General features: G+C 64.2%; 26 protein-coding genes. 13 read left to right on the forward strand and 13 right to left on the reverse strand.

The window, feature by feature from the left end:
- Window positions 1–20 precede the first annotated feature (20 nt).
- From tssH to ACW7G6_RS05795, 8 genes are all read right to left on the reverse strand, one after another.
- Window positions 21–2,828: a type VI secretion system ATPase TssH gene (gene tssH, locus ACW7G6_RS05760; RefSeq protein WP_456997738.1), complete on the reverse strand. Its 2,808-nt coding sequence runs from the start codon at window positions 2,826–2,828 to the stop codon at window positions 21–23.
- A gap of 51 nt (window positions 2,829–2,879) precedes the next feature.
- Window positions 2,880–3,968 (reverse strand): type VI secretion system baseplate subunit TssG, encoded by a 1,089-nt coding sequence (tssG, locus tag ACW7G6_RS05765; RefSeq protein WP_456997739.1) that lies wholly within the window; start codon window positions 3,966–3,968, stop codon window positions 2,880–2,882.
- Window positions 3,932–5,767 (reverse strand): type VI secretion system baseplate subunit TssF, encoded by a 1,836-nt coding sequence (gene tssF, locus ACW7G6_RS05770; RefSeq protein ID WP_456997740.1) that lies wholly within the window; start codon window positions 5,765–5,767, stop codon window positions 3,932–3,934. The genes tssG and tssF overlap by 37 nt, the downstream gene beginning before the upstream one ends.
- Before the next feature lie 33 nt (window positions 5,768–5,800).
- A complete protein-coding gene (gene tssE, locus ACW7G6_RS05775) occupies window positions 5,801–6,289 on the reverse strand; it encodes a type VI secretion system baseplate subunit TssE (RefSeq protein WP_456997741.1) in 489 nt (162 codons plus the stop codon).
- Between the two features lie 100 nt (window positions 6,290–6,389).
- Entirely contained in the window at window positions 6,390–6,890 is a 501-nt protein-coding gene (locus ACW7G6_RS05780) for an Hcp family type VI secretion system effector (RefSeq protein ID WP_456997742.1), read from the reverse strand.
- 149 nt (window positions 6,891–7,039) lie between these two features.
- Window positions 7,040–8,524, reverse strand: a complete 1,485-nt coding sequence (gene tssC, locus ACW7G6_RS05785; protein WP_456997743.1) for a type VI secretion system contractile sheath large subunit — start codon at window positions 8,522–8,524, stop codon at window positions 7,040–7,042.
- Window positions 8,525–8,527: 3 nt separating this feature from the next.
- The gene (tssB, locus tag ACW7G6_RS05790; protein ID WP_456997744.1) at window positions 8,528–9,037 is read right to left on the reverse strand and encodes a type VI secretion system contractile sheath small subunit; all 510 of its coding nucleotides are present in this window, start codon (window positions 9,035–9,037) and stop codon (window positions 8,528–8,530) included.
- A gap of 40 nt (window positions 9,038–9,077) precedes the next feature.
- On the reverse strand, window positions 9,078–9,707 hold the full coding sequence (locus tag ACW7G6_RS05795) for a tetratricopeptide repeat protein (protein WP_456997745.1): 630 nt from the start codon (window positions 9,705–9,707) through the stop codon (window positions 9,078–9,080).
- A gap of 335 nt (window positions 9,708–10,042) precedes the next feature.
- Between ACW7G6_RS05795 and tssJ the strand changes: the two genes are divergently transcribed.
- The 5 genes from tssJ (at window position 10,043) to xth (ending at window position 14,852) form a co-directional block, all read left to right on the forward strand.
- Window positions 10,043–10,621: a type VI secretion system lipoprotein TssJ gene (gene tssJ, locus ACW7G6_RS05800; RefSeq protein ID WP_456997746.1), complete on the forward strand. Its 579-nt coding sequence runs from the start codon at window positions 10,043–10,045 to the stop codon at window positions 10,619–10,621.
- A 114-nt stretch (window positions 10,622–10,735) separates the two neighbouring features.
- Window positions 10,736–12,073, forward strand: coding sequence for a type VI secretion system baseplate subunit TssK (tssK, locus tag ACW7G6_RS05805; protein WP_456997747.1), 1,338 nt, complete (start codon window positions 10,736–10,738; stop codon window positions 12,071–12,073).
- A 28-nt stretch (window positions 12,074–12,101) separates the two neighbouring features.
- Complete coding sequence (gene icmH / locus ACW7G6_RS05810; RefSeq protein ID WP_456997748.1) at window positions 12,102–12,890, forward strand: type IVB secretion system protein IcmH/DotU; 789 nt, start codon at window positions 12,102–12,104, stop codon at window positions 12,888–12,890.
- 39 nt (window positions 12,891–12,929) lie between these two features.
- Complete coding sequence (gene tssA / locus ACW7G6_RS05815; RefSeq protein WP_456997749.1) at window positions 12,930–13,967, forward strand: type VI secretion system protein TssA; 1,038 nt, start codon at window positions 12,930–12,932, stop codon at window positions 13,965–13,967.
- Window positions 13,968–14,063: 96 nt separating this feature from the next.
- Window positions 14,064–14,852 carry an exodeoxyribonuclease III gene (gene xth, locus ACW7G6_RS05820; RefSeq protein WP_456997750.1) on the forward strand — a complete coding sequence of 263 codons (789 nt, stop codon included), beginning with the start codon at window positions 14,064–14,066 and terminating at the stop codon, window positions 14,850–14,852.
- Window positions 14,853–14,973: 121 nt separating this feature from the next.
- On the opposite strand, the gene ACW7G6_RS05825 is transcribed toward xth, so the two are convergent.
- Together ACW7G6_RS05825 and ACW7G6_RS05830 are read right to left on the reverse strand one after the other, a co-directional pair.
- The gene (locus ACW7G6_RS05825) at window positions 14,974–15,243 is read right to left on the reverse strand and encodes a GlsB/YeaQ/YmgE family stress response membrane protein (RefSeq protein WP_456978790.1); all 270 of its coding nucleotides are present in this window, start codon (window positions 15,241–15,243) and stop codon (window positions 14,974–14,976) included.
- Window positions 15,244–15,342: 99 nt separating this feature from the next.
- Window positions 15,343–16,707, reverse strand: coding sequence for an AMP-binding protein (locus ACW7G6_RS05830; protein WP_456997751.1), 1,365 nt, complete (start codon window positions 16,705–16,707; stop codon window positions 15,343–15,345).
- A 230-nt stretch (window positions 16,708–16,937) separates the two neighbouring features.
- Here ACW7G6_RS05830 and ACW7G6_RS05835 point away from each other — a divergent pair, with 230 nt between their 5' ends.
- The 8 genes from ACW7G6_RS05835 (at window position 16,938) to ACW7G6_RS05870 (ending at window position 23,638) form a co-directional block, all read left to right on the forward strand.
- Window positions 16,938–17,372: a 4'-phosphopantetheinyl transferase family protein gene (locus tag ACW7G6_RS05835; protein WP_456977767.1), complete on the forward strand. Its 435-nt coding sequence runs from the start codon at window positions 16,938–16,940 to the stop codon at window positions 17,370–17,372.
- Window positions 17,373–17,410: 38 nt separating this feature from the next.
- On the forward strand, window positions 17,411–18,112 hold the full coding sequence (rsmG, locus tag ACW7G6_RS05840) for a 16S rRNA (guanine(527)-N(7))-methyltransferase RsmG (RefSeq protein ID WP_456997752.1): 702 nt from the start codon (window positions 17,411–17,413) through the stop codon (window positions 18,110–18,112).
- A gap of 60 nt (window positions 18,113–18,172) precedes the next feature.
- Entirely contained in the window at window positions 18,173–19,000 is an 828-nt protein-coding gene (locus ACW7G6_RS05845) for a ParA family protein (protein WP_456977769.1), read from the forward strand.
- Complete coding sequence (locus tag ACW7G6_RS05850) at window positions 18,997–19,974, forward strand: ParB/RepB/Spo0J family partition protein (protein ID WP_456977770.1); 978 nt, start codon at window positions 18,997–18,999, stop codon at window positions 19,972–19,974. Before ACW7G6_RS05845 ends, ACW7G6_RS05850 begins: the two co-directional genes overlap by 4 nt.
- A 104-nt stretch (window positions 19,975–20,078) precedes the next feature.
- Window positions 20,079–21,911 carry a DUF885 domain-containing protein gene (locus tag ACW7G6_RS05855; protein ID WP_456977771.1) on the forward strand — a complete coding sequence of 611 codons (1,833 nt, stop codon included), beginning with the start codon at window positions 20,079–20,081 and terminating at the stop codon, window positions 21,909–21,911.
- A 441-nt stretch (window positions 21,912–22,352) separates the two neighbouring features.
- Entirely contained in the window at window positions 22,353–22,589 is a 237-nt protein-coding gene (gene rpmB / locus ACW7G6_RS05860) for a 50S ribosomal protein L28 (RefSeq protein WP_036191474.1), read from the forward strand.
- A 13-nt stretch (window positions 22,590–22,602) separates the two neighbouring features.
- Window positions 22,603–22,767, forward strand: a complete 165-nt coding sequence (gene rpmG, locus ACW7G6_RS05865) for a 50S ribosomal protein L33 (RefSeq protein ID WP_036191471.1) — start codon at window positions 22,603–22,605, stop codon at window positions 22,765–22,767.
- Window positions 22,768–22,963: 196 nt separating this feature from the next.
- Window positions 22,964–23,638 (forward strand): ECF-type sigma factor, encoded by a 675-nt coding sequence (locus tag ACW7G6_RS05870; protein ID WP_456977773.1) that lies wholly within the window; start codon window positions 22,964–22,966, stop codon window positions 23,636–23,638.
- 15 nt (window positions 23,639–23,653) lie between these two features.
- Here ACW7G6_RS05870 and ACW7G6_RS05875 read toward each other — a convergent pair whose 3' ends face one another.
- Genes ACW7G6_RS05875 through ACW7G6_RS05885 form a run of 3 tightly spaced genes read right to left on the reverse strand, consistent with a single transcriptional unit; the run spans window position 23,654 to window position 26,574 of the window.
- The gene (locus ACW7G6_RS05875; RefSeq protein WP_456997753.1) at window positions 23,654–24,133 is read right to left on the reverse strand and encodes a DUF4019 domain-containing protein; all 480 of its coding nucleotides are present in this window, start codon (window positions 24,131–24,133) and stop codon (window positions 23,654–23,656) included.
- A 39-nt stretch (window positions 24,134–24,172) separates the two neighbouring features.
- Window positions 24,173–25,762: a methyltransferase regulatory domain-containing protein gene (locus tag ACW7G6_RS05880; protein ID WP_456977775.1), complete on the reverse strand. Its 1,590-nt coding sequence runs from the start codon at window positions 25,760–25,762 to the stop codon at window positions 24,173–24,175.
- The gene (locus ACW7G6_RS05885) at window positions 25,759–26,574 is read right to left on the reverse strand and encodes an OmpA family protein (protein WP_456977776.1); all 816 of its coding nucleotides are present in this window, start codon (window positions 26,572–26,574) and stop codon (window positions 25,759–25,761) included. Before ACW7G6_RS05885 ends, ACW7G6_RS05880 begins: the two co-directional genes overlap by 4 nt.
- Window positions 26,575–26,671 lie beyond the last annotated feature (97 nt).

Genomic DNA, 26,671 nt, shown 5'->3' on the forward strand with positions numbered 1-26,671 from the left:
CGCCTCCTTGCGAAACCTGATCAGCTGATCTTGTACTTGAACGCACCCTTCTTGTCGGCGCCGACCCTGATCTTCGCGATCGCGTCACCCTCGGCCATCCTTGCCAGCACCGACTCGGCGACCTCCGGCAACAAGCTGCCGTTGAGGATGTGGTCGACGTTACGGGCGCCGGAATCGACTTCGGTACAACGTGCCAGCACCGCGTCGACCAGGCTGGCGTCCCAGGTGAATGCCGCCTTGTGGTTGGCAACGATGCGATCGCGGATGCGGCCCAGTTTGAGCTCGATGATGCTGGCCAGCACCTCGTCGCTTATCGGGTAGTACGGCACCACCTTCAGGCGGCCCAGGAAGGCCGGCTTGAACGACCTCATCAACACCGGGCGCAGCGCATCGGCAAGCGCATCGGAGCCGGGCAGCTCGGCGGCGCTCTTGTTGAGGCAGGCCTGCATGATCTGGCTCGAACCGCTGTTGCAGGTGAGGATGATCAGCGTGTTGCGGAAGTCGATCTCGCGGCCTTCGGCATCATCCATCTGGCCCTTGTCGAATACCTGGAAGAACATTTCCAGCACGTCCGGGTGGGCCTTCTCAACCTCGTCCAGCAGCACCACCGAGTACGGGTTACGCCGCACCGCCTCGGTCAGCACGCCGCCCTCGCCGTAGCCGACATAACCCGGCGGCGAGCCCTTGAGGCCGGAGACGCTGTGCGCCTCCTGGTACTCGCTCATGTTGATGGTGATCAGCTTGCGCTCGCCGCCGTAGAGCACGTCCGCCAGCGCCAACGCGGTCTCGGTCTTGCCGACGCCGGACGGGCCGACGAACAGGAAAACGCCGCGCGGCTTGTTGGGGTCCTCGAGTTTTGCCGCGGCGGTGCGCACGCGCTCGGCGACGGCCGCCAGCGCGTGGTCCTGGCCGATCACCCGCTCGCCCAGCAGCGCGGCGAGGTTACGCACGGTGCGGATCTCGTCCTTGACCATGCGGCCCAGCGGGACCCCGGTCCAGGCGCTGACGATCTCGGCGACGACGCCGGCGTCGACCTGCAGCGGCACCATCGGGGTCTCGCCCTGGAGGGCGCGCAGTTCGGCAAGCAGCAGGTCGAGTTCGGCAAGTTTGGGGCTGAGGGCTTTAGCCGCTTGTTTGGCCTTGGACTTGGCCGATTTGGCCTTCGGGGCGATCGCGACAGCGGTGTCACTTTCGCTGGCTTCGGGCTTGCCCTCACCCCAGGCCTCTCCCGCAGGGGCGGGAGAGGGAGCAGATACGCCGTCTTGGGAAGCGGACTCGGCAATTGCGGCGTCGGCTTCCAGTCCGGCGCGCAGGTTCTGGATCTTCTGCGCGAGTCCGGACTCCAGCTTGAGCCGCTTCCGGCTGTCGGCCAGAACTTGGCGCGCCTGCGCCTGTTGCACCGTCAGTTCGGCCAGGCGCTCTTCGTGATTCGCGCCAACGGTCGCCTCGCGGTTGAGCGCGGCCAGTTCGGCGTCGAGCCGGTCCAGGTGCTTGCGGGTGTCCTCGATGATTGCCGGCGTCGCGCTCTGGCCCAGGGCAACCTTGGCGCAGGCGGTGTCGAGCACGCTGACCGCCTTGTCCGGCAACTGCCTGGCGCTGATGTAGCGGTGCGACAGCCGCACCGCTTCGGTGACCGCCTCGTCCATGACCCGGATCCCGAAGTGTTTCTCCATCAACGGCACCATGCCGCGCAGCATCGCCGCACACAGAACCTCGGAAGGCTCCTCGACCTTGACCACCTGGAAGCGGCGAGCCAGCGCGGCATCCTTCTCGAAGTACTTCTTGTATTCCGACCAGGTGGTCGCGGCGATGGTCCGCAGCTCGCCTCGCGCCAGCGCCGGCTTGAGCAGGTTGGCAGCATCGCTCTGCCCGGCCTGGCCGCCGGCGCCGATCATGGTGTGGGCCTCATCGATGAACAGCACGATCGGGTGCGGGCTTTTCTTGACCTCGTCGATGACACCCTTCAAGCGATTCTCGAACTCGCCCTTGACGCTGGCGCCGGCCTGCAGCAAGCCCATGTCGAGGGTATGCAGTTCGACGCCGCGCAGCACCTCGGGCACGTCGCCGGCCGCGATGCGCGAGGCCAGTCCTTCGACCACCGCCGTCTTGCCGACGCCGGCCTCGCCAGTGAGGATCGGGTTGTTCTGCCGGCGCCGCAGCAGGATGTCGATCATCTGCCGGATCTCAGCATCGCGGCCGATCACCGGATCGAGGTGGCCATCACGCGCACGACCAGTCAGGTTGGTGGTGTACTGGTCGAGCGCCGGGGTTTTCGACAAGCCGGGGGCGACCGCCTGTCCGGCGTCGTCACCGTCGACTGGCGCATCGGCATCGGCGAAGCGCACCTCTCCGCCTTCGCTGGAGCCTTCAGTCAGTTTGGCGAAATTGTGTTTGAGCTCGTCGCGCTTGATCCTGGCGAGCTGCGCCGAGCCGCGATACGCCAGCTGCGCCAATCCGGGCTCGGTCAGCAGTGCCAGCAGCAGGTGGCCGCTGCGGATGCGGGTGGTCTGAGCGTCCAGCGATGCCAGCAACCAGGCATGCTCGAACAACCTCGGCAGCTGCTGCGAGAACACTGGCGTGCGCGTGTTACCGCTCTTGAAGCGCGCGATCTCGCCCTCAAGCTCGCTGCGCAGGTTGTCCACGCCCACCCCGCTACGCTGGGCAATCAGGACGACATCGCTCCGGGGATGGTCCAGCAACGCCACCAACAGGTGTTCCAGGTCGACCTCGTAGTTGCCACGGGCCAGACACAGGTTGGCCGCGCGCTCGGCGGACTGGCGGCAGGTGTCGTTGAGTTTTCCGATCAGGGTCTTGAGGTTGATGCTCATTGCGGTGCGTTCCATGCGGTGGAGCTGTGAAAGGGGGCCAAAGCCAGCCGGCTATTGCAGGGTGTGGATGCCGTAACGGGTGTCCGAGCGCGGCGCATCCGGCGGCCGCGAGCAGACGAAGCTGTCAAAACCCAGGCGACTGCCGCCCTGCTTGGTCAATGCGACTGCCTGTACATGCTCGGGTTTGAGGCTCAGGCATATCTCGTATTCCAGGCACGAGCCGGTCAACAGGGTCAGCCACTTGGCGAGTGCCTGGGCAGCATCGCCCCCGGGCAGGAAGTCATCGAAGTGGTCGCGATCCATCGGGCCGATCCAAAGACGCATACGCAGGTCGCGCTGCCACACGCGATCACCCGCCAACGCCGTACTGCCCAGTGCCGCGTTCCCCAGGCCCAGACGGGTGCGCTGGGCTTCGGGCACCGGGTACCAGGCGCCGACGAATTGCTCCACCCGCAACGGCACCTCGAAGTGGTCCGACAGGATCCGCTGCAGCATCTGCGCCGAAACCGGATGCTGACGGATTGCGCCGGCGTAATGGGCGATGGTCTGGTCGAATATCGCGCCGCCGTCATCGGACATGCGGCCGCGCAGGCCCTTCAACCCGACGCCAGACAACGACAACACCAGCGGCAGGAACCGCTCATCTCCATCCAGCTCGTACTGCAACCCCAACCGGTGCTTCTTCCAGGCCGCGTAATGCGATGCCACCGCGCGGTTGCTGAACATGTCCAGGAATGCCCGTGCGGCACGGTCGCGCTGGTACATCTCACGGCCTGCCAGCGACTCGGTGTAGTGCAGTGGCAAGACGCCATGACTGCCAAGCAGGCCCATGAACGCCGGCGTCAGATGGACCTCATTGAGGTCTTCCATGGTCACCGCATGCTCGATGGCGGCGGCGCGATCCAGCGCGGTTCCGTCACCGGAGAAGCCCTGCACCGATTCAATCTCGCTGGCCGCAAATCCCAGCGACATCGAGTTCTTGAAACGCAAGCGCTGCGACACGACATCGCCGGCCTTCACTCCCTGGCGAATGAACAGTTGCTCCAGTATCCGCAGCGCCTGGAAAAACTCGAAACGCTGCGGCTCGGTGAGCAACTGTTGCGCTACACCAGGATCGATTCGCCGCTTCGCGGTTCGCATCGGATCAACTCCTCGCCGCTGTCGGAAGACAGCAGGGTCAATTGGGTGAAACTGTTGGCATGCACGTACAGACCGAAGAAGTGGTCGAGCACGCGCGCGAAAGTGGCGATGCCATGGCCCACGAAAGCAGCCTCATCGACGCTCAGGCGGATCTCGATCCCCCGCACCACGCTGGCGAAATGCTTGCCCGGCAGCCAGGCGTTGGCAGGGCGATGGTCCAAACCGAGCACGCCGTCGATCTGTCGTCCCGACACGCTGCTGTGAGCGATGTCGTACAACCGGAGCATCTCCTTCAGTGCCGGAAGACCGCTTTGGGTCAAGGACAAATGATTGAGTGCCAGGTGCGATATCAATCGCCACTGCACCCCGCGCCCGCGTGCGAAGCGCATCGGCCGGCTCGGCTTGCGCAACAAGACGATCGTTCGCGCCGCGCCGCCTCCTTCCATGGTCAGATCGCCGCCTTGCACGCCGTACGCCAGGAAGCTGGGCAGGTCGCGGTTGCTGCAGGTCAGCTCCAGGCTGACCACGTCGGTCTGCGGCTGCACGGGATTGAAGTCCAGGTCGACAAACGACAGTTCGGTCTCGAAACCGGGACTGCTACGCGCAACCTGCTCGTCGCGGTGAACCAGCCAGTAGTGACCGGTGCCGTCGGGCGTCTCGCCGTGATGGAGCGAGTAGAACGGGCGGAACTCGGTGACTTTCTCGCCCTGTGGCGTCTGCCGCACCCGTTTGACCGAGTCGATCGAGACCACTTCGTAGGCGAATGCCCGGCGGGCGTCGGCAACCACCGGGTAACTGCTGCTGCGATGGTCGACCCGGATGGGCTCGCCGTGCTGCGCGAACAGATTGACCACCGGCGTGCACCCCAGCAGCAGGTTGTCTGCTGACAAGTCCTCCAGTACGCGCGCGGCCGGAGCATCGACCGGCTGCGCATCGAGCACCAGGTGAATCGTGAAATGGCCGCCCATCTGCCCACCCAGGGCCTTCAGATCCAGGTCGAAGAAGCTGAACTTCTCCGGAAATGCGAATAGCTCGGTCAGTAGGCGATAGGCGGGGTGGGAGCGTGCGGGAAAGTCGATCAACGCCTCATCGTCGGAAAATCCGACCTGGCGCAATGGTGAGCTGGGTAACGCGATCCAGCGGCCGCTGCCGGTGCATTCCAGATAGGTGGCACGCACACCGTAGGCCAGGGTGTCACGCAATGCGGCGCACAGAGTTGCCTCGCCATCGACAAACAGGCGCAGGGCCTCCATCCCCAGCGCGCTGACCGACTGGTGCTCCCCAAGCAGCTCGAATGCCAGCGAGACCTGGCCACCGCAACCGGGCGGCAAGCTGGTCGCCATCGGCGCATCGGCAATCGTTCGATAGCGCGCATTGCGTAGCCCGATCGGCGCCAGCACCACGTCATAGGCGCTTCGGAACCGGCAGTTCACTCCCCGCACGCTGCGCGAGTGAAGTAACGTATCGCGCGCAATCACTACCGGCGCACCCAGTTGCGCCAACGCGGGACCCATGTCGAACCTGGCGATCGAGCATGACGGAAACGGCCGCAGGTAGTGCGGGTACATCACTTCCAACAACGCCTCGGTAAACTCCGGGTAGTCGTCCTCGATCTTCTTGTTGGTTCGAGCGCTGAGCAGGGCGAACGACTCGATCAAGCGCTCGACATGCGGGTCCTGGCTTCCATCTGCGGACAACAGCAGACGTGCGGCAATTTTCGGGTATTGCTCGGCAAATTCCTTTCCATAGCGACGCAGGAATCCCAGCTCGCGCTCGTAGTAGGGCAGCAGGTCTTCCATCTCAGTGGCTCACCGGCCGGGCGTAACGACAGCTCATGCGGCGGCCATTCGGCGCAGCCGGCTGACCGAGTATTGCAACGTGCTTGGCTGCAACATCGCGTCGAAACTGATCGGCTCACGCGCAGGTTGCACGTCAAGCAATCCGTGGATCGAAAAGTGCAAGCCCCCGGCCCCGCGACCATTGCCTTCCAATGAAACCCTGACGCCATGCAGTCGCGGTTCGTGCCGTGCGATCGACGCTTCCAGCGATCGACAGATCCCGGCACGGTCATGACCGTTGGACAGACTCTTGGTTGAAAAGTCCCGCAAGCCATAGGTCATGAGCGACTTCTGGCACTGGGGAAACGCCTTCAGCATCTGTTCGGTGAACGCTGCGCGGCTATTGAGCAGACCTTCCAGGTCGCGCGCAACCGACTCCTTGTACTGGTCGAGCGAGATCGACTTGAATATGCCGCTGGCAGCGGTAGCCCGCGGCTCATCGTCGAACAGCTTTTCCAGCAGGCTGGGCTCGAATCCTTTCATGCGTCCTGTCTGCAACTTCCGTTGTGTTGCGTTCCATTGCAGCGTGATCGCTGCAACACGGTGACGACCGGAGCCGCCACCGCATCACTCCATCAACGCATCAAGAAACCGTGTAGGACGGCTTGTTGTTGGTGTTGCTCCACTGCGCGACAGTCTTGCCGCCCACGCCGCCACCCTGCTTCTGCTGGGTGTAGGACCACTTGATGGCACCAAAGCTCAACTGCACCTGCTCGGACGGCATGCCGTCGTGGCCGAGCCCGGTGGAGACGCGGTGGACCAGCACGTTGAGCAGCTCGATCGTGTAGTAGTTGATCGCCTTGCCGTCCTTGTCGGCGCGCAGGAACTCGATACGGGCCTTCGGGAAGGTGGTGCCATTGGCGCATGCCTGGAACAGTGCCGTCGATGCAAGATCAATACGCTTGTTGATCTCGATCGGCGTCATCTCGACGCGTGCGGCAGTGGTGCCGCCAGCGCTCGATGCGGTCGCCGAGCGCGGTTGCAGGACGTCCTGGTTGAAAGATTCAACCTCGATCCAGTCCTTGTGCTCGGCGTCCTTGGACTCACCCTTGATGGTGTCAATGCTGAGAAATGCGTGTTGCATGGTCTGGTTTCCTTTTGTTCCGTTCTTCCGTGAGATAGCGCCAGGAATCACCCCGGCGCCGGTTTTGCCGCTGACTTGCGTAATGCCACTACGAACTGCCAGTACCGGTCAGGATCTGCGTCCCGTTGCTACAGCGTGGAGCTCAATTGCTACGACTTGGAGCTGGCGGGAAGCTCGGCCACCAATCGCAATGAAACCGACAGCTCATCGAGCTGGAAATGGGGCCGCAGAAACGACACTGCCCGGTATACGCCGGGCTTGCCGGGGACTTCCGATACCTGCACCGAGGCCTCTCGCAATGGGTACTGCGCCTTGGCTTCCTGCGTAGCGTTGTCATCCAGCAACACGTATTGCGCCACCCACCGGTTGAGGAAGTCCTCGACGTTGCCCGCGGATGCGAAACTGCCGATCTTCTCGCGCATCATCGCCTTCAGATAATGGGCCACGCGCGAGACGGCGAACATGTACTGCAACTGCGAAGACAGCGACGCGTTGGCGTTGGCCGCGTCGGTGTTGTACTTCTTTGGCTTCTGCGCCGACTGGGCACCGAAGAACGCCGCGTAGTCGGTGTTCTTGCAATGCACCAGTGGAATGAAGCCCAGGTCCGACAGCTCCTTCTCGCGACGGTCGGTGATCGCCACTTCGGTCGGGCACTTCAGGGCCACTTCGCCGTCGTCGGTACGGAAGGTATGGGTCGGCAGCTCTTCCACCAGGCCGCCGCCCTCCACGCCACGAATGGCCGCACACCAGCCAAAGTCCTCGAACGCCTTGGTCAGCCGCGCGCCGAAGGCATACGCGGTGTTGCACCACAGGTACTGGGAGTGATCGTTGCCACCCACGTCCTCAACGTAGTTGAAGCCCTCCACGGTGGTGCCATCCTTGGGGTTGTATGGCAGCCGGCCCAGGAAGCGCGGCAGGGTCAGGCCGACGTAGCGGCTGTCCTCGGAGTCCCGGAACGACTTCCACTTGGCGTACTCGACGGTGTCGAACACCTTGGCCAGGTCACGCGGCTTGCCCATGTCGGTAAAGCTTTCCAGACCGAACATGTCTTCACTGGCCGCCGCGATGAACGGTGCATGGGCGGCGGCGGCGACATGTGACATCTGTTCGATGAAGTACATGTCCTGGGGCTGGCGTCCGATGTTGTAATCACCCAGCAGCGCGCCGAACGGCGAGCCACCAAACGTCCCGAACTCTTCTTCGTAGACCTTCTTGAACAACGCACTCTGGTCGAAGTCGATCGCCGACTTGAAGTCCTTGACCACGTCCTTCTTGGGCGCATTGAATACCTTGATCTTCAGCTGGGTACCGGTCGAGGTCTGGCTGCACAGGTAGTGCAAGCCCCGCCACGTACTCTCCAGCTGCTGGAACTCGGGCGTGTGCATCACCGCGGTAAGTTGCTCGGATATCATCCGGTCAAGTTCCGCGACGCGCGCATCCAGGGTCAGGTTGAGGTTCTCCGACATCACTACGGTGCCTTGCAGTACCTCGCGGGCCAGCTCGGAGATGATGTCGCGCGCGCGCCGATGCTCGGCATCGGATTTGGCCACCTTGCTCTTGTCGACGATCTGGTCGAGCAACCCGGTTTCCGTAAGTGCTTCGGTGACGGGTGCTGCACCTGCCTGTGCGTTCATCGCTTACTCCTGGTCCGTCGGGTCGTTCCGGCCAAGCACCTGTAGCTGCTCGGTATTGGCGAGGACGTCATTGAGCAGGTCCTCGAGCTTCTCGTTGCCGGCCACCTTGTTGCGCAGGTCAGCCAGCTTGGAGCGCGCCTCGAGCAACTTGCGCAATGGCTCAACCTGGGCGACCACCGACTCGGGACGAAAGTCGTCGATCGAGTTGAACTCCAGCGCCACGGCGAACTCACCGCCATCCTCACCCAGCTTGTTGGGCACCCGGAATGACGCACGCGGCGCCATCGCTTCCATCACCTCGTCGAAGTTGTCCAGATCGACGTTGACGAACTTGCGATCCTTGAGCCGCGGCAAGGGCTGGCTTGGCTGGCCGCTGAAGTCACCCAGCACGCCCACCACGAACGGGATCTCCTTCTGCTCGATCGCGTCGCCCTTCTCGACGTCGTATGTAAGCTGGACGCGCGGTGGACGAATCTTTTCCAGGCGCTTCTGGGTGCTTTCCTTCTTGGACATCACGTCGTCTCCCTGACGATCAAGTACGAATCGTGGCGGGTCAGCTACCCGGACCACCGAACGGATTGGCAATAGCAGGCTTGCTGCCAGCCGACTTTTCTGGCGGCGCGGGCGTGGCAGCACGGCTTGGCGTGCGGTGCGGCGCGGCGCGGCGGCGCGACGTCGAGCGTGTCGTGACCTTGGCAGGCTGCCCACTGTCAAGGATGTCTTCGCCCATCGTGGAGCGCATGGTCGCGGCCAGGCGCTCGGCCTCGGCACGGGCGGTATCGGACGCCAACGCACCGTTGCCCTGCAGGCGGTGCAGTGATTCAGAAGCAATGCGCAAACCCGACACCGTCAACACGCTATCGGCGACCAGGTCGATCGGGTCGCGCTGCAGAACCTCCTGCGCCGCAACAATGGCGCGGCCATAGTTGCCGGCATCGAACTGCAGTTGTGCGGTGCGCAGCCAAGGTTCCTTGCGGGTGGGGTCGGCCTTGGCGGCGTTATCGAAGGCGACCAGCGCCGCCTCTACGCGGCCCGCGGCGACATCCGCCTCGGCAATATCCAGAAGCCCGGTATAGCCCAGGGCACCGCTGTCATTGGACGACAGGGTGTTGCACGCGCTCAGGCCCACTGCCAGTACGAGCGTGACCAGCAAGCGGCAGACGGAAAACACGGACGGTTTCATTCGACACTCTCCTTGTGAGGCGCGCAGGGTGCATTGCGGCCAGATCTCCATGATCAAGTGATGACACTTGATGACACCCAAGCTAGATATAGTAGCCTTGTCCTGTCGCCGTCAAGCTAACAGTGACAGCGCGTATTGTTCAACAGACAGATCCACCTCGGCAAGTCGTCATTGACCTGCAGTCTGGCCGGAGCTGCCCTGGCGGTAGTGTCCGGCGGTGATGTCGGATGGACAGGTTCGACGGGAATTTCTCGATGGAGCAACACACTATGGACGGTTTTTTTCCCCTGGCTACGCGTGTCACGCGCCCCTGCGGTATGGCGCGGACGTGGTTATTGCTGGTTGCTACAGGCGTCTTGCTGGCCACCACCGCCGGGTGCAGCAGCCAGGGCGGCGTCAAGAAAACCTTCGGCGATACCTTGCAAGCGATCGGTTTGAAACAGCCGCCACCGCAACAGCACACGATTGCCTTGCGCCTGTATGCAGCGGACAACCTCAACGCCGGCGATAGCAAGCGCGCGTTGTCATTGGTGGTGCGGGTTTACCAATTGCGCGAGCGCGAGCGTTTCGACGCGGCGGCTTTTGATGTGTTTCTTGATGAGCAGCGCGAACGCGACGTGCTCGGCGATGACCTGCTGGCGGTCACCGAGTTCCTGCTTGCCCCGGGACAGCGCCACGAAGTATTGGAGCACCTGCCGGCCGAGGGCAACCATCTCGGGGTGGTCGCGCTTTTTCGCGCGCCTGCACCAACGCGTTGGCGATACACATTCGATGCGGATCAGGCGGCCGTGGATGGCATTACGCTGGGCTTGCATGCCTGTGCGATGACGACCCGTGGCCGATCACTGGAAACCCCGCTGGCAACGCCATCGCACAGCCTGTCATCGACCCACTGCACACCGCCATCGGGCTGATGGTCAGCCATTGATGCCTGCGCACTGTAGTAACCTGCACCCACACCCGGTGACCGCGATAGCGGGGCATGGACCACCACCGGCAGCCAAGGATCGGACAATCGCATGAGTCATATGTCGAAGGTTTTTTGGGGCGAAGGGCTGTTCCTGCGCCCACAGCATTTCCAGCGCCAGGACGCGTACCACGAGGCGCGCCTGCGCGAGTTCGCCAATGCGGTGCATCCCTGTGCCTGGGGCGTCCGCGACGTCCAATTCGATGCACAGGCACTGTCCAGTGGCACCCTGCGCACGCAACGGCTGGCGGCGATATTTCCCGATGGTGAAATCTACAATGCGCCCGGCGACGACGAACTTCCGGAAGCGTTGTCGCTATCGGACTTGCCCGACGGCGTGCAGGCAACCACCATCCACCTGGCACTGCCATTGCTGAGGGACCACGGTGGCAATTGCGGTAGCGACACGGACGGTGTGGCCGTCACCCGCTACCTGCAAACCAGCCGCGCGACGCCGGACTTGTACACCGATGCCGGAGAGGCGGAGCTGGCCTACCTGCGCAAGACCGTCCGTCTATTGCTCGACGATGAGCCACGCGACCGGTATGTAACCGTGCCGGTTGCGCGAGCGCACAGGACATCCACCGGCAGCTTCGAGCTTGACGAGTCTTTTGTCCCTCCCAGCCTGAGCCTGGCCGCGTCGCCGCAACTGCTGCTCCAGTTGCGCCGCCTACTTGACAGCCTCCAGGCCAAAACCGACGCGCTGTACGGGCTGCATCGCGAGCCTTCGCAGTCGGTGGTCGAGTTCCGCTCCGGCGACACCGCGTCGTTCTGGTTGCTGCATACGGCCAATAGTGCATTCGCGGCGTTGTCGCACCTGTTCCGGCATCCGGGTCTGCACCCGGAGCGCCTGCACCAGGAGTTGCTGCGACTCGCCGGAGGCCTGCTCACATTTTCCAGGAGTTTCACGCTGGTCGACTTGCCGGGCTATCAGCACGCCCAGCCGGAGGCCGGTTTCGAGCGGCTGTTCGCGATCATCCGCGAGCTGCTCGATACGGTGATCTCGGCGCGCTATTTCTCCATCGCCCTGAACGAAGTCAAGCCATCGTTCCACCTGGGTCGCCTGGACTCGCAGCGCATCGATGAACAGTCCGCGTTTTACCTCGGCGTAGGCGCGGATCTGCCCGGCCCCGAACTGGTGCAAACGGTGCCGGTACGATTCAAGATCGGCGCACCCGACGATGTCGACAAATGCGTGCTGTCCGCACTGCCAGGGGTGAAGCTCACCCACGCCGCGCAGGTCCCGGCGGCGATTCCGGTCCGGCCCGGCAGCCAGTACTTCGCGATCGAGCCGCGCGGGCCGCTGTACGAGCGGATGCTCAAATCCCAGTCGCTGATGATCTACGTCCCCTCCGGGGTACGCGAGCTCAAGCTCGAACTGATCGCATTGACTCCGTAGGACCAGAACCCGTACCCGGCAGGACGCCATGAACTATCCCAACACACCGGTCCCACAACGCATGCCATCGCTGTCCCCCGAGCACGCCAGCGCACCTCCGGGCGGGACCGCGAACCCGCGCAGTCTGCTCGAACTGATGGCCGACGGCTTCTATCTGTTGATGCTGTTGAAGCGAGGCCAGCTGCCCACCGGTGAGGGCACTTTCGTCGCATCGGTACAACGCTTCCTCGAAAACGTCGAACGCGGCGCGACCAAGCTTGGCATCACATCCGAGGATATCTACGCGGCCAAATATGCGTTCTGCGCGGCCGTCGATGAGGCCATGCTCTCGCAACCCTCATCACTGCGTGACGAGTGGGAGCGCAATCCCTTGCAGCTGCGGCTGTTCGGCGAGCACCTTGCAGGCGAACACTTCTTCGATCGCCTGGAACAGCTTCGCGCCCAGGGCGCCCCGCGACTGCCGTCGCTGGAGGTCTACCACTACTGCCTGTTGCTGGGTTTTGAAGGCAAGTATCGGCTGGAAGGGCCCGAAAAGCTGGGCTATCTGATCGCGCGCCTCGGTGATGAAATCGTGTACCTGAAAGGCAAACGCACCGGCTTCGCGCCCCATTGGGCGCCACCGGACAACGTGGCCCACATCCTGCACCGGGTGGTGCCGCTATGGGCGCCCGCCGCGGTGCTGGCGGTGTTCGGACTGATCGGCTACTTCGGCCTTCACACGATGTTGGAACGCGATACCGGGCAGCAACTGGCAGCCTACCAGGACGTGGTGCAACTGCCTGGCCGGACGGCGCACCTGACCGTAACGCTGCCATAAGCCGACCACCGGACCACCAACTTCACGCAATGGACTGCCATGCTTGACCCAAATGACCTGTTGATACCCATCCCGGGCACCAGTCCCGTTGGCGAGAACCTGTCGTTCTCGCTTGAGTACGACGCCATCCAGGAAGCGCGCCGCGCCGACGACCCCTCGCTGGAACAGGGCGAATGGATCACCGACCTGAAGGTGGCCGACTGGACTGCGGTCGAAAAGCAATCCGCCGAATTGCTGCAGCAACGCAGCAAGGATCTTCACCTGGCTGTGTGGTGGGCCGAAGCCCAGACGCACCTCCACGGGTTCGCCGGCCTTCGCCGCGGCTACCTGCTGATGGCTGGCCTGTGCGACCGCTACTGGGATGACGTCCACCCCCAGGTCGAGGATGGAGACCTGGAGCAACGCATTGGCAACCTGGACTGGCTGATCTCGCGTTCCGGCCAGTGGCTGCGGCGGCTACCCCTGACCGATTCCTCGCATGGCAGTTTCAGCCTGGCCGACTTCGAGGCAGCGCGCCTGCACCACGATGGCGAGGGCATGGCTCCCTCACTGGAGACTCTCGAGTCCGCGCGACGCCATAGCCCGCACGCGTTCTATGCGCGGCTTTCCGAGCTGATCCCTGCATGCCGTCAAGCCCTGGCGACACTGGAACAGTCCGTCGACGCGCGTCTGGGCCAGGATGGGCCGAGCTTCACCGCCTTGCGCGACCAACTTGCCCATCTGGGCGACACCATCAATCGATTTGCTCGCGATGCAGGCGTACTGGTGGACACGGACGACGCCGGGACCACGGAGGTGCCGGATGGCTCCGAGGCCGCGGCACCGGTCCCTGCACTGGGCAACCACGCCATCACCACCCGCAAGGAGGCCATCGCGCAGCTGCGCCGGGTCGCGGAATTCTTCCGCCGCAGCGAGCCGCACAGCCCGGTCGCCTACCTGGCCGACAAGGCCGCGCAATGGGGGGAGATGCCGCTGCACGTGTGGCTCAGGCGGGTAGTCAAGGACGACGCCACGCTGGCACAGATGGAAGAGCTACTCGGCGTCACCGAACCCGCCAACAGCTCTTCGCTTGACTGAACCCGGCTGACCGCGCGCGCGCCTGACCGCAAGCGTCCGCTGGCAGCAGGCGTTGGCGCGGATGATGGAACCGGCAGTGCCGGCTAGACTGGCTGCATGAAAATCGCCAGCTGGAACGTCAATTCGCTCAACGTACGCCTGCCGCACCTGGAGCAATGGCTCGCTACGGCCCAGCCCGATGTGGTCGGGCTGCAGGAGACCAAGCTCACTGACGATCGTTTCCCCGACACCGCCTTGGCGGCACTTGGCTATCGCAGCGTTTTCAGTGGCCAGAAAACCTACAACGGCGTGGCCATCGTGTCGCGGCAACCGGCGACCGATGTGCAGATCGGCATCCCCGGATTCGACGATGAGCAGAAGCGGGTGATTGCAGCGACCGTCGACGGCGTGCGCATCGTCAACCTGTATGTCGTCAATGGGCAGGACGTGGGCACCGACAAGTACGCCTACAAGCTGCGGTGGCTGGCGGCGGTACAGGCATGGATCGCCGCCGAGTTGCAGGAGCATCCGCAGATGGTGGTGCTGGGCGATTTCAACATCGCGCCGGACGACCGCGACGTGCACGACCCGGCGGTGTGGAACGAGACCCACATTCTGACCTCGACCGCCGAGCGCAACGCGCTGCGAGGGTTGCTGGCGCTCGGCTTGCATGATGCCTACCGGCTCCACCACGACGATGCCGGGGTATTCAGCTGGTGGGACTACCGACAGGCGGGATTCCGCCGCGACCTCGGGTTGCGGATCGACCTGACCCTGGTATCGGATGCGTTGAAGCCGCGATGCGTGGCCGCCGGTGTGGACCGTGAGCCGCGCACGTGGGAGCGGCCGAGTGACCATGCACCGGCGTGGGTGGAAATCACCCCAGCGATGGATGGCGCCGGGTAGTCGGGCGCGAGCCGATTACAAATGGCAAATGCCCGGCGGGTACCGGGCATTTGCCTGTCACTATTACTGCCTGTATCGAACCGTTTATCAAACCGTTTGTTCGGGCATCAGCGCGCGACTATCAGCGCGGACGACCGCGACGGAACAGGTTCACGATCGCCAGCAGGATCACCGCACCCACCAGGGAAATCAGGATGCTCGGGATGCTGATCCCATCACCGATGCTGCCGCCGGCAATACCCAGGACACCGGCCAGCCAGCCACCCAGGAACGCGCCGACGATGCCGACGATGATATTGAGAAAGATCCCCTGTTGACCGTCGGTCTTCATGATCATGCTGGCGATCCAACCGATGATGCCGCCTACAATCAACCAGATAATAATGCCCATCATGTTTGTCTCTCCTGTCCATTCAGAGGTTTAAATGCTCCCCTGCTTGGGGGCGATCCCAGTCTGTATAGGGCGGCGTGACGAAGGTGTCAGCAGGCCTCAGCCGGCAGCCAGCAGTGCCAACACCGCATCGCGTGGCAACTTGCCCGTGTCGTTGCGTGGCAGACCGTCAACACAGCGCAGGCGACGCGGCAGGAACACCGGATCCATCTGTCCGCGCAATGCGAGCAGGATGGTCGCCTCGTCCTGTCCCGGGGCGACCACCAGTGCGGCAATCCGGCGCACGCCGGCATCGTCCGCGGCATCCAACTGCACCATCACCCCATCCACGACTCCGGGTACGGCGAGCAACTTCCGGTTCAAGTCGCCCAACGAGGCGCGCTTGCCGGCGATTTCCAGCAGGTCGGCGTTGCGTCCACGCAGTTGGAAGCAACCTTCCGGATGCAACTCGACCAGGTCAGCCAGCTTTACCGGCTGTGCAAGGTGCGGCGCATGCACCGCCGTACCGTCGGGTTGCGGCTCCAGCCGCACGCCGGGCAACGGCGTCCAGGCGCTTTCCACCGCGGTGCGGCGACGGGCAATCACACAGGTCTCGGTTGAGCCGAACAGTTCGCGCACTTCACAGCCAAAGCGCTTCTCGGCAGCGGCAGCCAACTCAACCGGCAGCGGTGCGGTGGACGACACCACTCCGCACAACCGCGGCAGCTTGATCCCCGAGTCCAGCAGGATGCGCAGGTGCACCGGGCTGGTTACCAGCAAGGGGGGCGTGGCGGCGTCGGCCAGTGCCTGCGCCACGTCACCCGGAAAGAACGGGCGCGCCGAATGCATGGCAACCGGGCCGAGCAGCGGCAGCAGCACGGACATCTCCATTCCGTACATATGTTGCGGCGGCACCGTTGCGACCAGGGGCGTAACGCCATCCCGGTCAAGCAGTCCGGCCAGCGCGGCCAGGTTCTGCGCGGTGCTGGCCTGGAACGAACCCCAACGCTTGGCCGTCGCGGTGGGCTCGCCGGTACTGCCGGAGCTGAAGCCGATCGCGACCAATGCCTGCTCTCTTATCGCCGGCAACGCCCCATCCAGCTGGGGAAGCCTGTCGGGCAGCAGTTGGACGCCGGCCCACAGCGGACCGCAGGTACTGTCGCCAATGCAGTAACTGCCCGGATGCCGCGACTGCGCATGCTCGATCACCACCCGTGCACGCGACGAAGGCAGCAAGGTGGTCTGCCCACGCATCACGGCGGCGCAGAAAGCGACCAGGAAGCGGTAACGGTCCTCGCACAGGTTGATCACGTACGGGGCGGACGGCAAGCTCGCGGCCACGGCGCATACTTCACGCTGGAACGTCGCCAGCGAAATCACGCCATCGGCGTTGAACGCGATCACCCGATCAGGCGCACCGGCAACCATGGCCGACGCATCCGGCGGGATGACTTCATTGGCAGAATTATCGATAACCGCAGACATAGGCCGATCCTGCGGCAACGCCGCTCCCCTTGCATTAGCTTACGCTGACCGACCATGGTCAGATCAACAGCGAGTTCATGTTCCTGTCCGATCCCCCCACACCTCGTTGGACCTGGCTGCCGCTGCCACGGAGACAGGCGGCCGAGCCGGTCGTGCGGAAATGGCTATCGGAACAACTCCACTATCCAGCGGCAGATCTGCGGATCGAACGCACGCCATATGGGCGCCCCATGCTCGGCGCACCGTTCGACCGCTGGGACTGCAACTGGAGCCACAGCGGTGAAGGCCTGTTGGCCGCACTTGCGGAAGGCCGCCGGGTCGGCGCCGACCTGGAGTGGCAACGCCCACGCCCGCGCGCGCAGATGCTGGCCCGGCGCTTCTTCAGCGCGCAGGAGGCTCAATGGCTCGACCACCTGGACCCCACGGTGCGTGAGCACAACTTCGTGCGTTTATGGTGTGCGAAAGAAGCGGTCCTGAAGGCGCACGGGCGCGGTCTGGCATTTGGCCTGGACCGGCTCGCGTTTACGGACACCGCGGCCGGGCTGCAACTGGCCACCTGTGACCCGGCACTGGGACGCCCCTCGCAGTGGGGCCTGCGTGAACTGTCACCCGCCCCTGGCTACACCGCAATGCTTGCCTGGCGTGACCACTGGCCGTCGACGTGACGGCTACCAGCCGTCTAAGGCCGTCATACTCTCCGACGATGATCAGCCCAACCGTCCCTGCCGCAGCGCCCCCCGAGCGCCTCCAATCTCGCCTGCAAGCGGGCCTGGAGGCCCTCGCCCTGGATCGTGGCCTGTCCGTGCCGCTGCTCGATTACCTGGGCCTGCTGGTGCGCTGGAACCAGACCTACAACCTCACAGCCGTGCGCGACCCGCTGGAAATGGTCGACAAACACCTGCTCGACTCGCTGGCGATGCACGCGTATCTGGACGACATCGCCGGTGCGGGCGGGGCATTGGCCGACCTGGGTACCGGTGCCGGCCTGCCGGGCATCCCGTTGGCCATCGCCAAGCCCGGCCTGCGGGTCACGTTGGTGGAGAGCAATGGCAAAAAGTGCCGGTTCATGCGCGAGGTGGTGCGCAAGCTGGGCCTGCGGGACGTGCAAGTGGTCGAATCGCGGATCGAGGCACTGGATCGGCCTGGCGCCTTCGACGCGATTACCGCCCGCGCGCTGGCGACGCTGCCGTTGATCCTCCAGCTCGGCGGCCATCTGCTCAGACCCGACGGCTGCCTGTTGGCAATGAAGGGCGTGTATCCCGCGCAGGAGATCGCCGAATTGCCACCGGGCTGGGCCTTGAGTGCGTCGCATCCGCTGTCGGTCCCGGGCCTGGACGCCGAGCGCCACCTGGTCATCGTGGGACGAAGCCACGCCCTCGGCAGGCAACCGCCGAGGCGGGCATAATCCCCAGTCCGACCGGCGCACCGCGCCGCCTTTGCAACCTTGAGCCAGGGGACGAGCCGCATGGCCCGCATCATCGCCGTCGCCAATCAGAAAGGTGGGGTCGGCAAGACCACCACCGCCGTCAACCTGGCCGCCGCATTGGCGCGCACGCCGCAGAAGGTGTTGTTGGTCGACCTGGACCCGCAGGGCAACGCCACCACCGGTAGCGGAGTAGACAAGCGCGAGCTGGAAACGTCGATCTGCGAGGTGCTGCTGGGCGAGGACACCGCCGCCGCCGCGATCGTGCGCACCCAGGAAGACTTCGACCTGCTGCCGGGCAACATCGACCTGACGGCCGCCGAGCTGCGGCTGATGACCACCGATGCACGCGAACAACAACTGAAGCTGGCACTGGCGCCGATTGCCGACAACTACGACTTCGTCCTGATCGATTGCCCTCCGGCACTGTCCTTGTTGACGCTCAACGCGCTGACCGCCGCCGATTCGGTGATCGTGCCGATGCAGTGCGAGTACTACGCGCTGGAAGGCATCAGCGCGCTGATGGATACCATCGAGGCTATCCGTGGCAACCTCAACCCGCAACTGGAGATCGAGGGCGTGTTGCGGACCATGTTCGATGTGCGCAACAACCTGGCCAACGCGGTCTCGGCCGAGCTGACCACTCATTTCGGCGACCAGGTGTTCCGCACCATCGTCCCACGCAACGTGCGCCTGGCCGAAGCCCCCAGCCATGGCCAGAGCATCGTCGGCTACGACGGTGCGAGCCGTGGCGGGATTGCCTACCTTGGCCTGGCCGGGGAAGTATTGCGCCGCCAGCGCGAGCGCAGCCGGGCGGTCAAACAAGCGCAGCCGGGGATCACGCCACCAACCACGGAGACCGTCGCATGAGTGCCGTAAAGGGCGAGCCCGGCAAGCAAGCCGCCGCACAGGACCCGGCAGCCAAAAGTCCGGCAAGCAAGGCGGCCACGGCAAAGAAGCGGGGGCTGGGTCGCGGGTTGGAGGCGCTGCTTGGCCCGAAGGCCGGCGCGACCGTGCTGGAGGCGGGTATCGGCGATAGCTTGCGCTACCTGCCCGTGGATGCTCTCGCGCCGGGCAAGTACCAGCCGCGCAAGCACTGGGACGAAGACAAGCTGGAGGAGTTGGCGGAGTCGATCCGCGCCCAGGGCGTGATCCAGCCGATTGTCGCGCGCGAAACCCGCGAGCACGGCGGCAAGACCTACGAGATCATCGCCGGCGAGCGCCGCTGGCGCGCCTCGCAACTGGCCGGGCTGGACGAGATCCCGGTAGTCGTGCGCGAAGTGGACGATCGCACCGTGATTGCGATGGCCCTGATCGAGAACATCCAGCGCGAGGACCTCAATCCGCTGGAAGAGGCCTCCGCGCTGCAGCGGCTGATTGACGAGTTCGACCTCACCCACGCCCAGGCCGCCGGCGCCGTGGGGCGTTCGCGCGCATCGGTTTCCAATCTGCTGCGTTTGCTGGAACTGCCGCCGGCGATCCGCGCGCTGGTCGAGACCCGGCAACTGGAGATGGGGCACGCGCGCGCGCTGCTTACTTTGTCGCCAGAGCTTGCCAGCAAGCTCGCCAGCGACGCCGCCGAGCACGGCTGGTCGGTGCGCGAGGTGGAGCATCGCGTCCAGCAGTACGCGTTGGGCAAGGTTCCCGAAGGCAAGCGCGCACGCCCGGCCAAGGCGCGCCCACAGGCCGACATCGTCACCTTGGAGCGTGAGCTGTCGGAGTCGCTCAACACCAAGGTCAATGTCCTGCACGGTCGCGGCGGCAAGGGTCGGCTGGTGATCCACTACAGCGACCTGGATTCACTCGACGGGGTGCTGGAGAAGCTGCGCGGCCGCGGCGAGTAACACCGACGGACCCGACCGGCGCCGTCAGCCCGGTACTTTTGGCCCGTGGGCAGGCATCGGGCGCGAATGCGAAGATCAGGAACCTTCCCGTATCCGTGGCCGCCGTGAACCTACTGCTCCCCGCCCTCCTCGCCGCCCACCTGGCGCTTGCCGCCGTGCCCGCCCACGCCGGACCGGCCGCTGCCGGAGCGACGGCCACCACGCCCGGCGCCGAGCCAGCGGCCGAAGCCTCGGCGGCTGACGCCCGTTTCCAGGCGATCCACGAGCGCGAATGGACCTGGCGGCAGAAGCAATTCGGCAGCGCCGACGAGGACAGTGACGGTGCCAACCAGCACCAGCTTCCATCGGTCGACGCGGCCAGCCAGGCCGCGCGGCTGAAGGTCTGGGAGGAAGTGCTGGCCGAACTCGACACGATCGATCCCGACGCACTGTCGGCGGACAACCGTATCAACCTGGCGGTGTATCGCCCCCAGGTCGAGAACCTCGCCGCTGAGGTCCGGTTCCGCAGCTACGAAATGCCGTTCAACTCGGACTCCTCGTTCTGGTCCAACCTGGGTTTCATGACCCGGCGCCCGATGCATACCGCGGAAGACTACCAGGCCTACATCGACCGCCTGGCCGACGTGCCGCGCTACTTCGACCAGCAGATCGCCAACATGCGGGCCGGGCTGGACCGTGGCTTCAGCGTGCCGCGGATCGTGCTGGACGGGCGCGATGTCTCGATCGCCGCCATCGCCGAACTCGACGACCCGACCCAGTCCAGCTTCTACGAGCCATTGGAGAAGCTCCCCGACACCATCCCTGCCGCCGAGCAAGCCAGGCTGCGCGAAGCCGCGCGCGCTGCGATCGGTGAACAGCTGATCCCCGCCTACGGCCAACTGCTGAGCTTCTTCCGCGAGCAATACGTGCCGCGCGCACGCACCACCCTGGGCGCCTCCGAGTTTCCCGATGGCGAAGCGTTCTATCGCCAGCAGATCCGCAAGTACACGACCCTGGACCTCACCCCCGATGAGATCCACCAGATAGGTCTGGATGAAGTCGCCCGGATCCAGACCCAGATGGATGCAATCATCGAGCAGGTCGGCTTCGAAGGCAGCTTTGCCGAGTTTCTGGAGTTCCTGCGCACCGACCCGCAGTTCTACGCCAAGACCCCACAGGAACTGCTCAATCGCGCCGCCTGGATCGCCAAGCGCATCGACGGCGTCGTCGGCAAATACATTGGCACCCTGCCACGCGGCCGCTTCACCATCATTCCGGTACCGGAAGACATCGCCCCGTTCTGGACCAGCGGTCGCGGTGGCAACGGCACCTACTGGCTCAACACCTACGACCTGCCCTCGCGCGCGCTGTACAACCTGCCGGCCCTGACCCTGCACGAAGCCTCGCCCGGCCACGCCCTGCAGGGCGCACTGGCGGAGGAGCAGACCGACCTGCCCGACTTCCGCCGCAACACCTACATCTCCGCCTTTGGCGAAGGCTGGGGGCTGTATGTGGAAAAACTGGGCGAGGAAATGGGCATCTATCAGACCCCCTACGAACATTTCGGCCGACTGACCTACGAGATGTGGCGCGCGGCGCGACTGGTGATCGACACCGGCGTGCATGCCCAAGGCTGGACCCGCGACCAGGCCCTGGCCTACCTGCGCGACCGCACTGCGCTGAGCGAGCACGAGATCACCACCGAGGTCGACCGCTACATCTCATGGCCCGGCCAGGCACTGAGCTACAAACTGGGCGAACTGGCGATCGTCCGCCTGCGTGGCGAGGCGGAGAAAGAACTGGGCAACCAGTTCGACATCAAGGCCTTCCACGACATGGTGCTGGCGCTGGGCTCGGTTCCGCTACCGGTGCTGGAAACCCAGGTACACGAGTTCATCGAGCAATCCAAGGCCGCAGATTCCACGCAACCCGCAAAGACCGAAGCCACAAGCGCCTGAGCACGCGCCACCCAAAGCGCCGACGCGGCGTCCGGTGTAGGGCCTGCGTATAGCGGACATGGATGTCCGCGGCGGCGAGTCGGCCATGGATGGCCGACCGAGCCGAAGAGCAGGCCCTGCACCGGGCGCCGCTCCCCCCGAAGCCCACGCCCTGCCGTTGCCGTTGCCGTTGCCGTTGCCGTTGCCGTTGCCGTTGCCGTTGCCGTGAATACTTGCCCAGCCACCCCCAAGCCCGCATAATACTTGGCTCGCTGTGTCCTGCTTTCCCAATGGGTAAGCAAGGCGACTCCCGGAAGCGCGATTCCGGGTCGCCCGGTTCCAGCGTCCGTCCCCCGGGACGGCACCCTTCCCGTATCGCATGCCGCCCACCTGAACCGTGGACCCGGCGGGGCCGCCGCCTCCCTGGCCAAGGGAAGCATCAACATCCTTTCGAGGTGCGTAATGTCCCGTGTATGCCAAGTAACCGGCAAGCGAACGACGACCGGCAACAACGTCTCGCACGCCATGAACAAGACCCGTCGCCGCTTCATGCCCAACCTTCACGAGCGCCGCTTCTGGGTCGCCAGTGAAAACCGCTGGGTGAAGCTCCGTGTTTCCGCCAACGCCATGCGCACCATCGACAAGAACGGTATCGACTCCGTTCTGGCCGATCTCCGCGCACGCGGCGAAAAGATCTAAGGAGAATTGAACCATGGCTTCCAAGCGCGACAAAATTCGCCTGATCTCTTCGGCCAACACCGGTCATTTCTATACCACTGACAAGAACAAGAAGAACACGCCGAACAAGATGGAGATCAAGAAGTACGATCCCGTCGTTCGCAAGCACGTGATCTACAAGGAAGGCAAGATCAAGTAAGCCTTCCGGCTTGTCCAAAAAGAAACCCGCCTTCCGGCGGGTTTTTTTTTGCTTACCGGTGGCCAGTGGAAGCGGGGGAAGCCGCGTTCTTCGTGGTCACCTGGGCCGGGGAGCTGTCCATCGCGTAGGATTAAGACTTGGGGGGACCCAACCTGCTCGACCACTGTTGACCCCGTGACAAGGAGCACATGCGGCCATGGTGCACCGCGAGTCGGCAAAGCCGGAGCAAGGCGCCGCAACCCCGACGTCGGAAAGCTTCAACACCAGGACCGGCGGCGACACGCTGGAAACCGTCACCAAGCTTATATCCGAGGCCCAGGACGGGCGCGATGATGCGTGGGACCGTATCTACATGCTGCTCTACAAGGATCTGCACCAGGTCGCACGTTTCCAGATTCGGCAGCAGCAGCGCCGCTTAGTCCATTCCCCCACCTCGCTGATCAGTGAGACGTGGTTGCGGCTGGTCAGTGCCAACTTCGATGTCGGCACCCGCACACACTTGATCTCCCTGATCGCGCGCGCCATGCGCTTCGTCCTGCTGGACCAGGCACGGCGGGCATTGGCCGGGAAGCGCGGCGATGGCATCGAGGTCTGCGCACTGGACGACATTCACGAGCCCGGCGAGAGCTCGCAACTGGAGCAGTTGCTGATACTCGACGAGGCCTTGAACAGCCTTGCATCAGTGGACCCGCGCCTGGCCCGGGTGGTTGAGCTGCGCTATTTCGGCGGATTCAACGACCAGGAAATAGCCGGGGTGATGAACCTGACCGAACGAACCGTCCGCCGCGACTGGCGCAAGGCGCGTGCGTACCTGTTCAGTCACCTGAGCGAGGGCGAGCGCGCGTCGACCGACACACCGGACAGTGTCTGACGAGCGAACCGCCGGTTACTCCAGCACGTAACCGGTAAACCGCCAGATTCCGTCCTCGTCCAGATGCAGTGTCACCCGCTCATGCGCAACCGTGTTAGCAGCAAAAACCGTGGCCATCCCGATGCCGACGTACTGTCCGGGTGGAAGCGGGCCAGAGGCGTCGCCCTGCTGACGATGCAACGATACCCAGTTGCGGCTGACCACCGTGCCAAGCGGCTGCCGCACCTTGGCGATGCCGGCGACGAAAGCCTCGCGCGCGACACTGCTCTTGGTCAACGGGGACGCACCCTCCCACAGATCACCGACCCGGCCGGCATCGATCCATTGCGCAGCCTGCAAACCGGCGTTGATGAAATCATTGGGACTCAGCGCGTTGCGCTGTGCCGCAGGCGCGGTCCCCTCGGCTGATTGTGGTCGTTGCTGCGGTTGCTGCGCCAGAGCGGTGCCTGCCGTCAGCAGCAGCAGCAGGCAGAGCGTGAGCGGGAACTTCTTCATAGGGATATTCCTCCTGTCCGATCCTGATGATGTTGGCCGTCAACCATCGATCGGCAGCAACAGTTTTGTTTGCGGCAAGTAACTCAATAACGCATCCAGATGCTCCTCCATGCATCTGGCTTGCTCGGCCTCGCCGGTCACCGGCCGGCCGTTCATGACGAACTGGATTCGCTTTTTCCGCACCGCATCACCGAGTCGCTTCAACAGTGCCTGACGATCATGACTGCCGTCCAGGAAGGGAGACAGGCATTGGCCCACCGGATCCAGGGCGACCGTTTCATGCCATGCATTGAACGTCCCACCGGCCACGTCGTGCAATGCCGCCGCCTTGCGTGCGTGGATACCGATGCAGGGCTTGTCCCCTGTCGTCCCGCCGACGGCTACCGGCGACAGCCGGTACCGCGCCAGGCCACTTATCACCAGCGACTCCAGCAGGCCGTCCAGTTGGATGCGCACCTGCTCCCGAGGCTCGTCCACGCGGGCTGCCACCGTCGACAGCAGGTCGGGGTAGCTCAATGTCGAGGGCCAGACCCGAGTCAATGCGCCTGCCGCCGCCTTGGCCGCGGGCCCGTCCAAACTGATACTTTGGCCGGGGGACGGCCCGAAGCGCTGTGGCCGGGCATCCATTGACGGCACCTGATCCTGGCAAGGCAGGTTGGCCGCGTAGTGCAGCGCCTGCAGACGCTCGGCCGACAATGCGTAGTTGATCTCCGTCGCCCGTTCGGCAGGCACCAGCAAGGTCTGCCGGAACTGACGGTTGGTGACGAAATCCAGGTACTGCTCCAGCTTTACCTGGCTGTCCCCACACTCTTTCAGCAACGGCCCGGCGATACCCTGGCCATGGTTTGAAACGAACATGCCGGCCGGCTCGGCTTCCGCAAGATAGGACAGGCCATGCCCGGAGGCGCGTTCCACGAAGTCGCCGAAATAGCAGGGCGCATTGCACTCCTCCAGGAACTCGTGCAGCAGATAGTAATCCTGCGAGTTCTTCAGCATTGGCAGGTTTTCTTCCACCACCCGTGCCAGCACGCTGTCCGGATGTGCCATCTGGCCGAGAAACTCGATCATGCCGCGCGCATAGGCCAGCCGGTCGGCCGGCGTGTTGCGTTCGGCACCGCGCAACAACATCGCATCGCGCACGATCTCCTTGCCCTTCCAGCCTGGATAGGTGTTGTAGCTCACATACGCAACGCCATTCGGACTCAGGCGTTGCCCGCACAACTGCAGTATCGCGTTCTGCACATGCGCCGGCACCCAGCTGTAAACGCCATGACAGATGATGTAGTCGAACTCGCCGACATCATCCTCAAGCGTGCTCAGGTCGGCCTGACGGAGCTCCAGGTTCCGCAATCCCAGGCCATCGACAACCCTCTGCCCACAGTCGATCTGCACGTGCGACAAGTCCAGGCCCAGCACTTGGGCGCCCGGATGGCGCGCCGCGAACGGCACCACGTTGCCGCCTGCCGCACAACCGAGCTCCAACACCCGGGCCGTGTCCGGCGCGGGCGTTTGCAATCCGAAAAGGTGCGCGACGGCCGCCACGTGCTCCGGAGTCGACTGGGGAAACGGGCGCGAATCATACGGGGTTTCGTCGTAGCTCCGTTTCACCGATTCAACGGTCGTGGTCATTCCTCGGACATCACGCCATCGGCCACGATCTCGACCCGACGGTTGGGTTGCAGGCACACCACCAGCGCACTGCGTTCCAGGCCGTCATCGCACTCCTTCACCGGCTCGCTCGCACCGCGCCCCTGCGAGGAGACGTCGTGCGACGGCACGCCCTGCTCGACCAGAAAGCTCCGTACCGTGTCGGCGCGGCGTTGCGACAGCAACAGGTTGTCGTCCTCGCGGCCAATCCGGTCAGCGTGGCCGATGACGCGCACCTCACCGGTCTCCGTCGACTCCAGCGTGTCGACGATCGAGACGAGCTGCTCGCGACCGCCCGGCAGTACGTCCTCCAGCGCGTAATGGGCGAACTCGAAAAGTACCTCGTCGGACAACTCGAACCGTTTCTCCACCGCCACGTCCTCATCCGCGACCTTGAGTAGATCGGCGCAGCTCGACGGCGCCCAGTGGAAACTTTGCCCCTGGTACTCCTGGTCGAAGATCACCTTGTACTGGCAAGTAGTGACCTCGTTGCCCCGACGGAAGTGGAACAGGTAATCCCACTCGCGCACGCCGAAGGCGCCTTCGCGAAAATGCGGCTTGCCGACCAGGCCGTACAGCTGATCCTTGGTGACGCCCGGACCGATCTGCCGCAGGTTGTCGATATTGGGGAAGGTGCCGCCTTTGAGCACCACCCGGTCGGCGGAAGGAAAGATCACCTCGCCTGCCTGCCCCTGCGGCGAGATGTCGCGACTGATGTGCCGGGTACAGCCTGCGGCAAGGGCGACCGCGCCCACCATCATCAGGAGGATCATCGATTGGCTTTTGTTGATCATTGTGATTTCGCCTTGAAGGTTTGGTCTCGGTGGAATGCGAACTCAGTCCCGCGGCCGCATCGCCGCGGTGACGGGCAACCTTTCCTGAAGGCCACCC

The sequence above is a fragment of the Lysobacter sp. A421 genome (assembly GCF_054052145.1).

Coding starts and splice junctions, on each gene's coding strand:
- tssH (WP_456997738.1), bottom strand. CDS start 2,828: ATGAGCATCAACCTCAAGACCCTGATCGGAAAACTCAACGACACCTGC.
- tssG (WP_456997739.1), bottom strand. CDS start 3,968: ATGCGAACCGCGAAGCGGCGAATCGATCCTGGTGTAGCGCAACAGTTG.
- tssF (WP_456997740.1), bottom strand. CDS start 5,767: ATGGAAGACCTGCTGCCCTACTACGAGCGCGAGCTGGGATTCCTGCGT.
- tssE (WP_456997741.1), bottom strand. CDS start 6,289: ATGAAAGGATTCGAGCCCAGCCTGCTGGAAAAGCTGTTCGACGATGAG.
- ACW7G6_RS05780 (WP_456997742.1), bottom strand. CDS start 6,890: ATGCAACACGCATTTCTCAGCATTGACACCATCAAGGGTGAGTCCAAG.
- tssC (WP_456997743.1), bottom strand. CDS start 8,524: ATGAACGCACAGGCAGGTGCAGCACCCGTCACCGAAGCACTTACGGAA.
- tssB (WP_456997744.1), bottom strand. CDS start 9,037: ATGTCCAAGAAGGAAAGCACCCAGAAGCGCCTGGAAAAGATTCGTCCA.
- ACW7G6_RS05795 (WP_456997745.1), bottom strand. CDS start 9,707: ATGAAACCGTCCGTGTTTTCCGTCTGCCGCTTGCTGGTCACGCTCGTA.
- tssK (WP_456997747.1), top strand. CDS start 10,736: ATGTCGAAGGTTTTTTGGGGCGAAGGGCTGTTCCTGCGCCCACAGCAT.
- icmH (WP_456997748.1), top strand. CDS start 12,102: ATGAACTATCCCAACACACCGGTCCCACAACGCATGCCATCGCTGTCC.
- tssA (WP_456997749.1), top strand. CDS start 12,930: ATGCTTGACCCAAATGACCTGTTGATACCCATCCCGGGCACCAGTCCC.
- xth (WP_456997750.1), top strand. CDS start 14,064: ATGAAAATCGCCAGCTGGAACGTCAATTCGCTCAACGTACGCCTGCCG.
- ACW7G6_RS05825 (WP_456978790.1), bottom strand. CDS start 15,243: ATGGGCATTATTATCTGGTTGATTGTAGGCGGCATCATCGGTTGGATC.
- ACW7G6_RS05830 (WP_456997751.1), bottom strand. CDS start 16,707: ATGTCTGCGGTTATCGATAATTCTGCCAATGAAGTCATCCCGCCGGAT.
- ACW7G6_RS05835 (WP_456977767.1), top strand. CDS start 16,938: ATGCTCGGCGCACCGTTCGACCGCTGGGACTGCAACTGGAGCCACAGC.
- rsmG (WP_456997752.1), top strand. CDS start 17,411: ATGATCAGCCCAACCGTCCCTGCCGCAGCGCCCCCCGAGCGCCTCCAA.
- ACW7G6_RS05845 (WP_456977769.1), top strand. CDS start 18,173: ATGGCCCGCATCATCGCCGTCGCCAATCAGAAAGGTGGGGTCGGCAAG.
- ACW7G6_RS05850 (WP_456977770.1), top strand. CDS start 18,997: ATGAGTGCCGTAAAGGGCGAGCCCGGCAAGCAAGCCGCCGCACAGGAC.
- rpmB (WP_036191474.1), top strand. CDS start 22,353: ATGTCCCGTGTATGCCAAGTAACCGGCAAGCGAACGACGACCGGCAAC.
- rpmG (WP_036191471.1), top strand. CDS start 22,603: ATGGCTTCCAAGCGCGACAAAATTCGCCTGATCTCTTCGGCCAACACC.
- ACW7G6_RS05870 (WP_456977773.1), top strand. CDS start 22,964: ATGGTGCACCGCGAGTCGGCAAAGCCGGAGCAAGGCGCCGCAACCCCG.
- ACW7G6_RS05875 (WP_456997753.1), bottom strand. CDS start 24,133: ATGAAGAAGTTCCCGCTCACGCTCTGCCTGCTGCTGCTGCTGACGGCA.
- ACW7G6_RS05880 (WP_456977775.1), bottom strand. CDS start 25,762: ATGACCACGACCGTTGAATCGGTGAAACGGAGCTACGACGAAACCCCG.
- ACW7G6_RS05885 (WP_456977776.1), bottom strand. CDS start 26,574: ATGATCAACAAAAGCCAATCGATGATCCTCCTGATGATGGTGGGCGCG.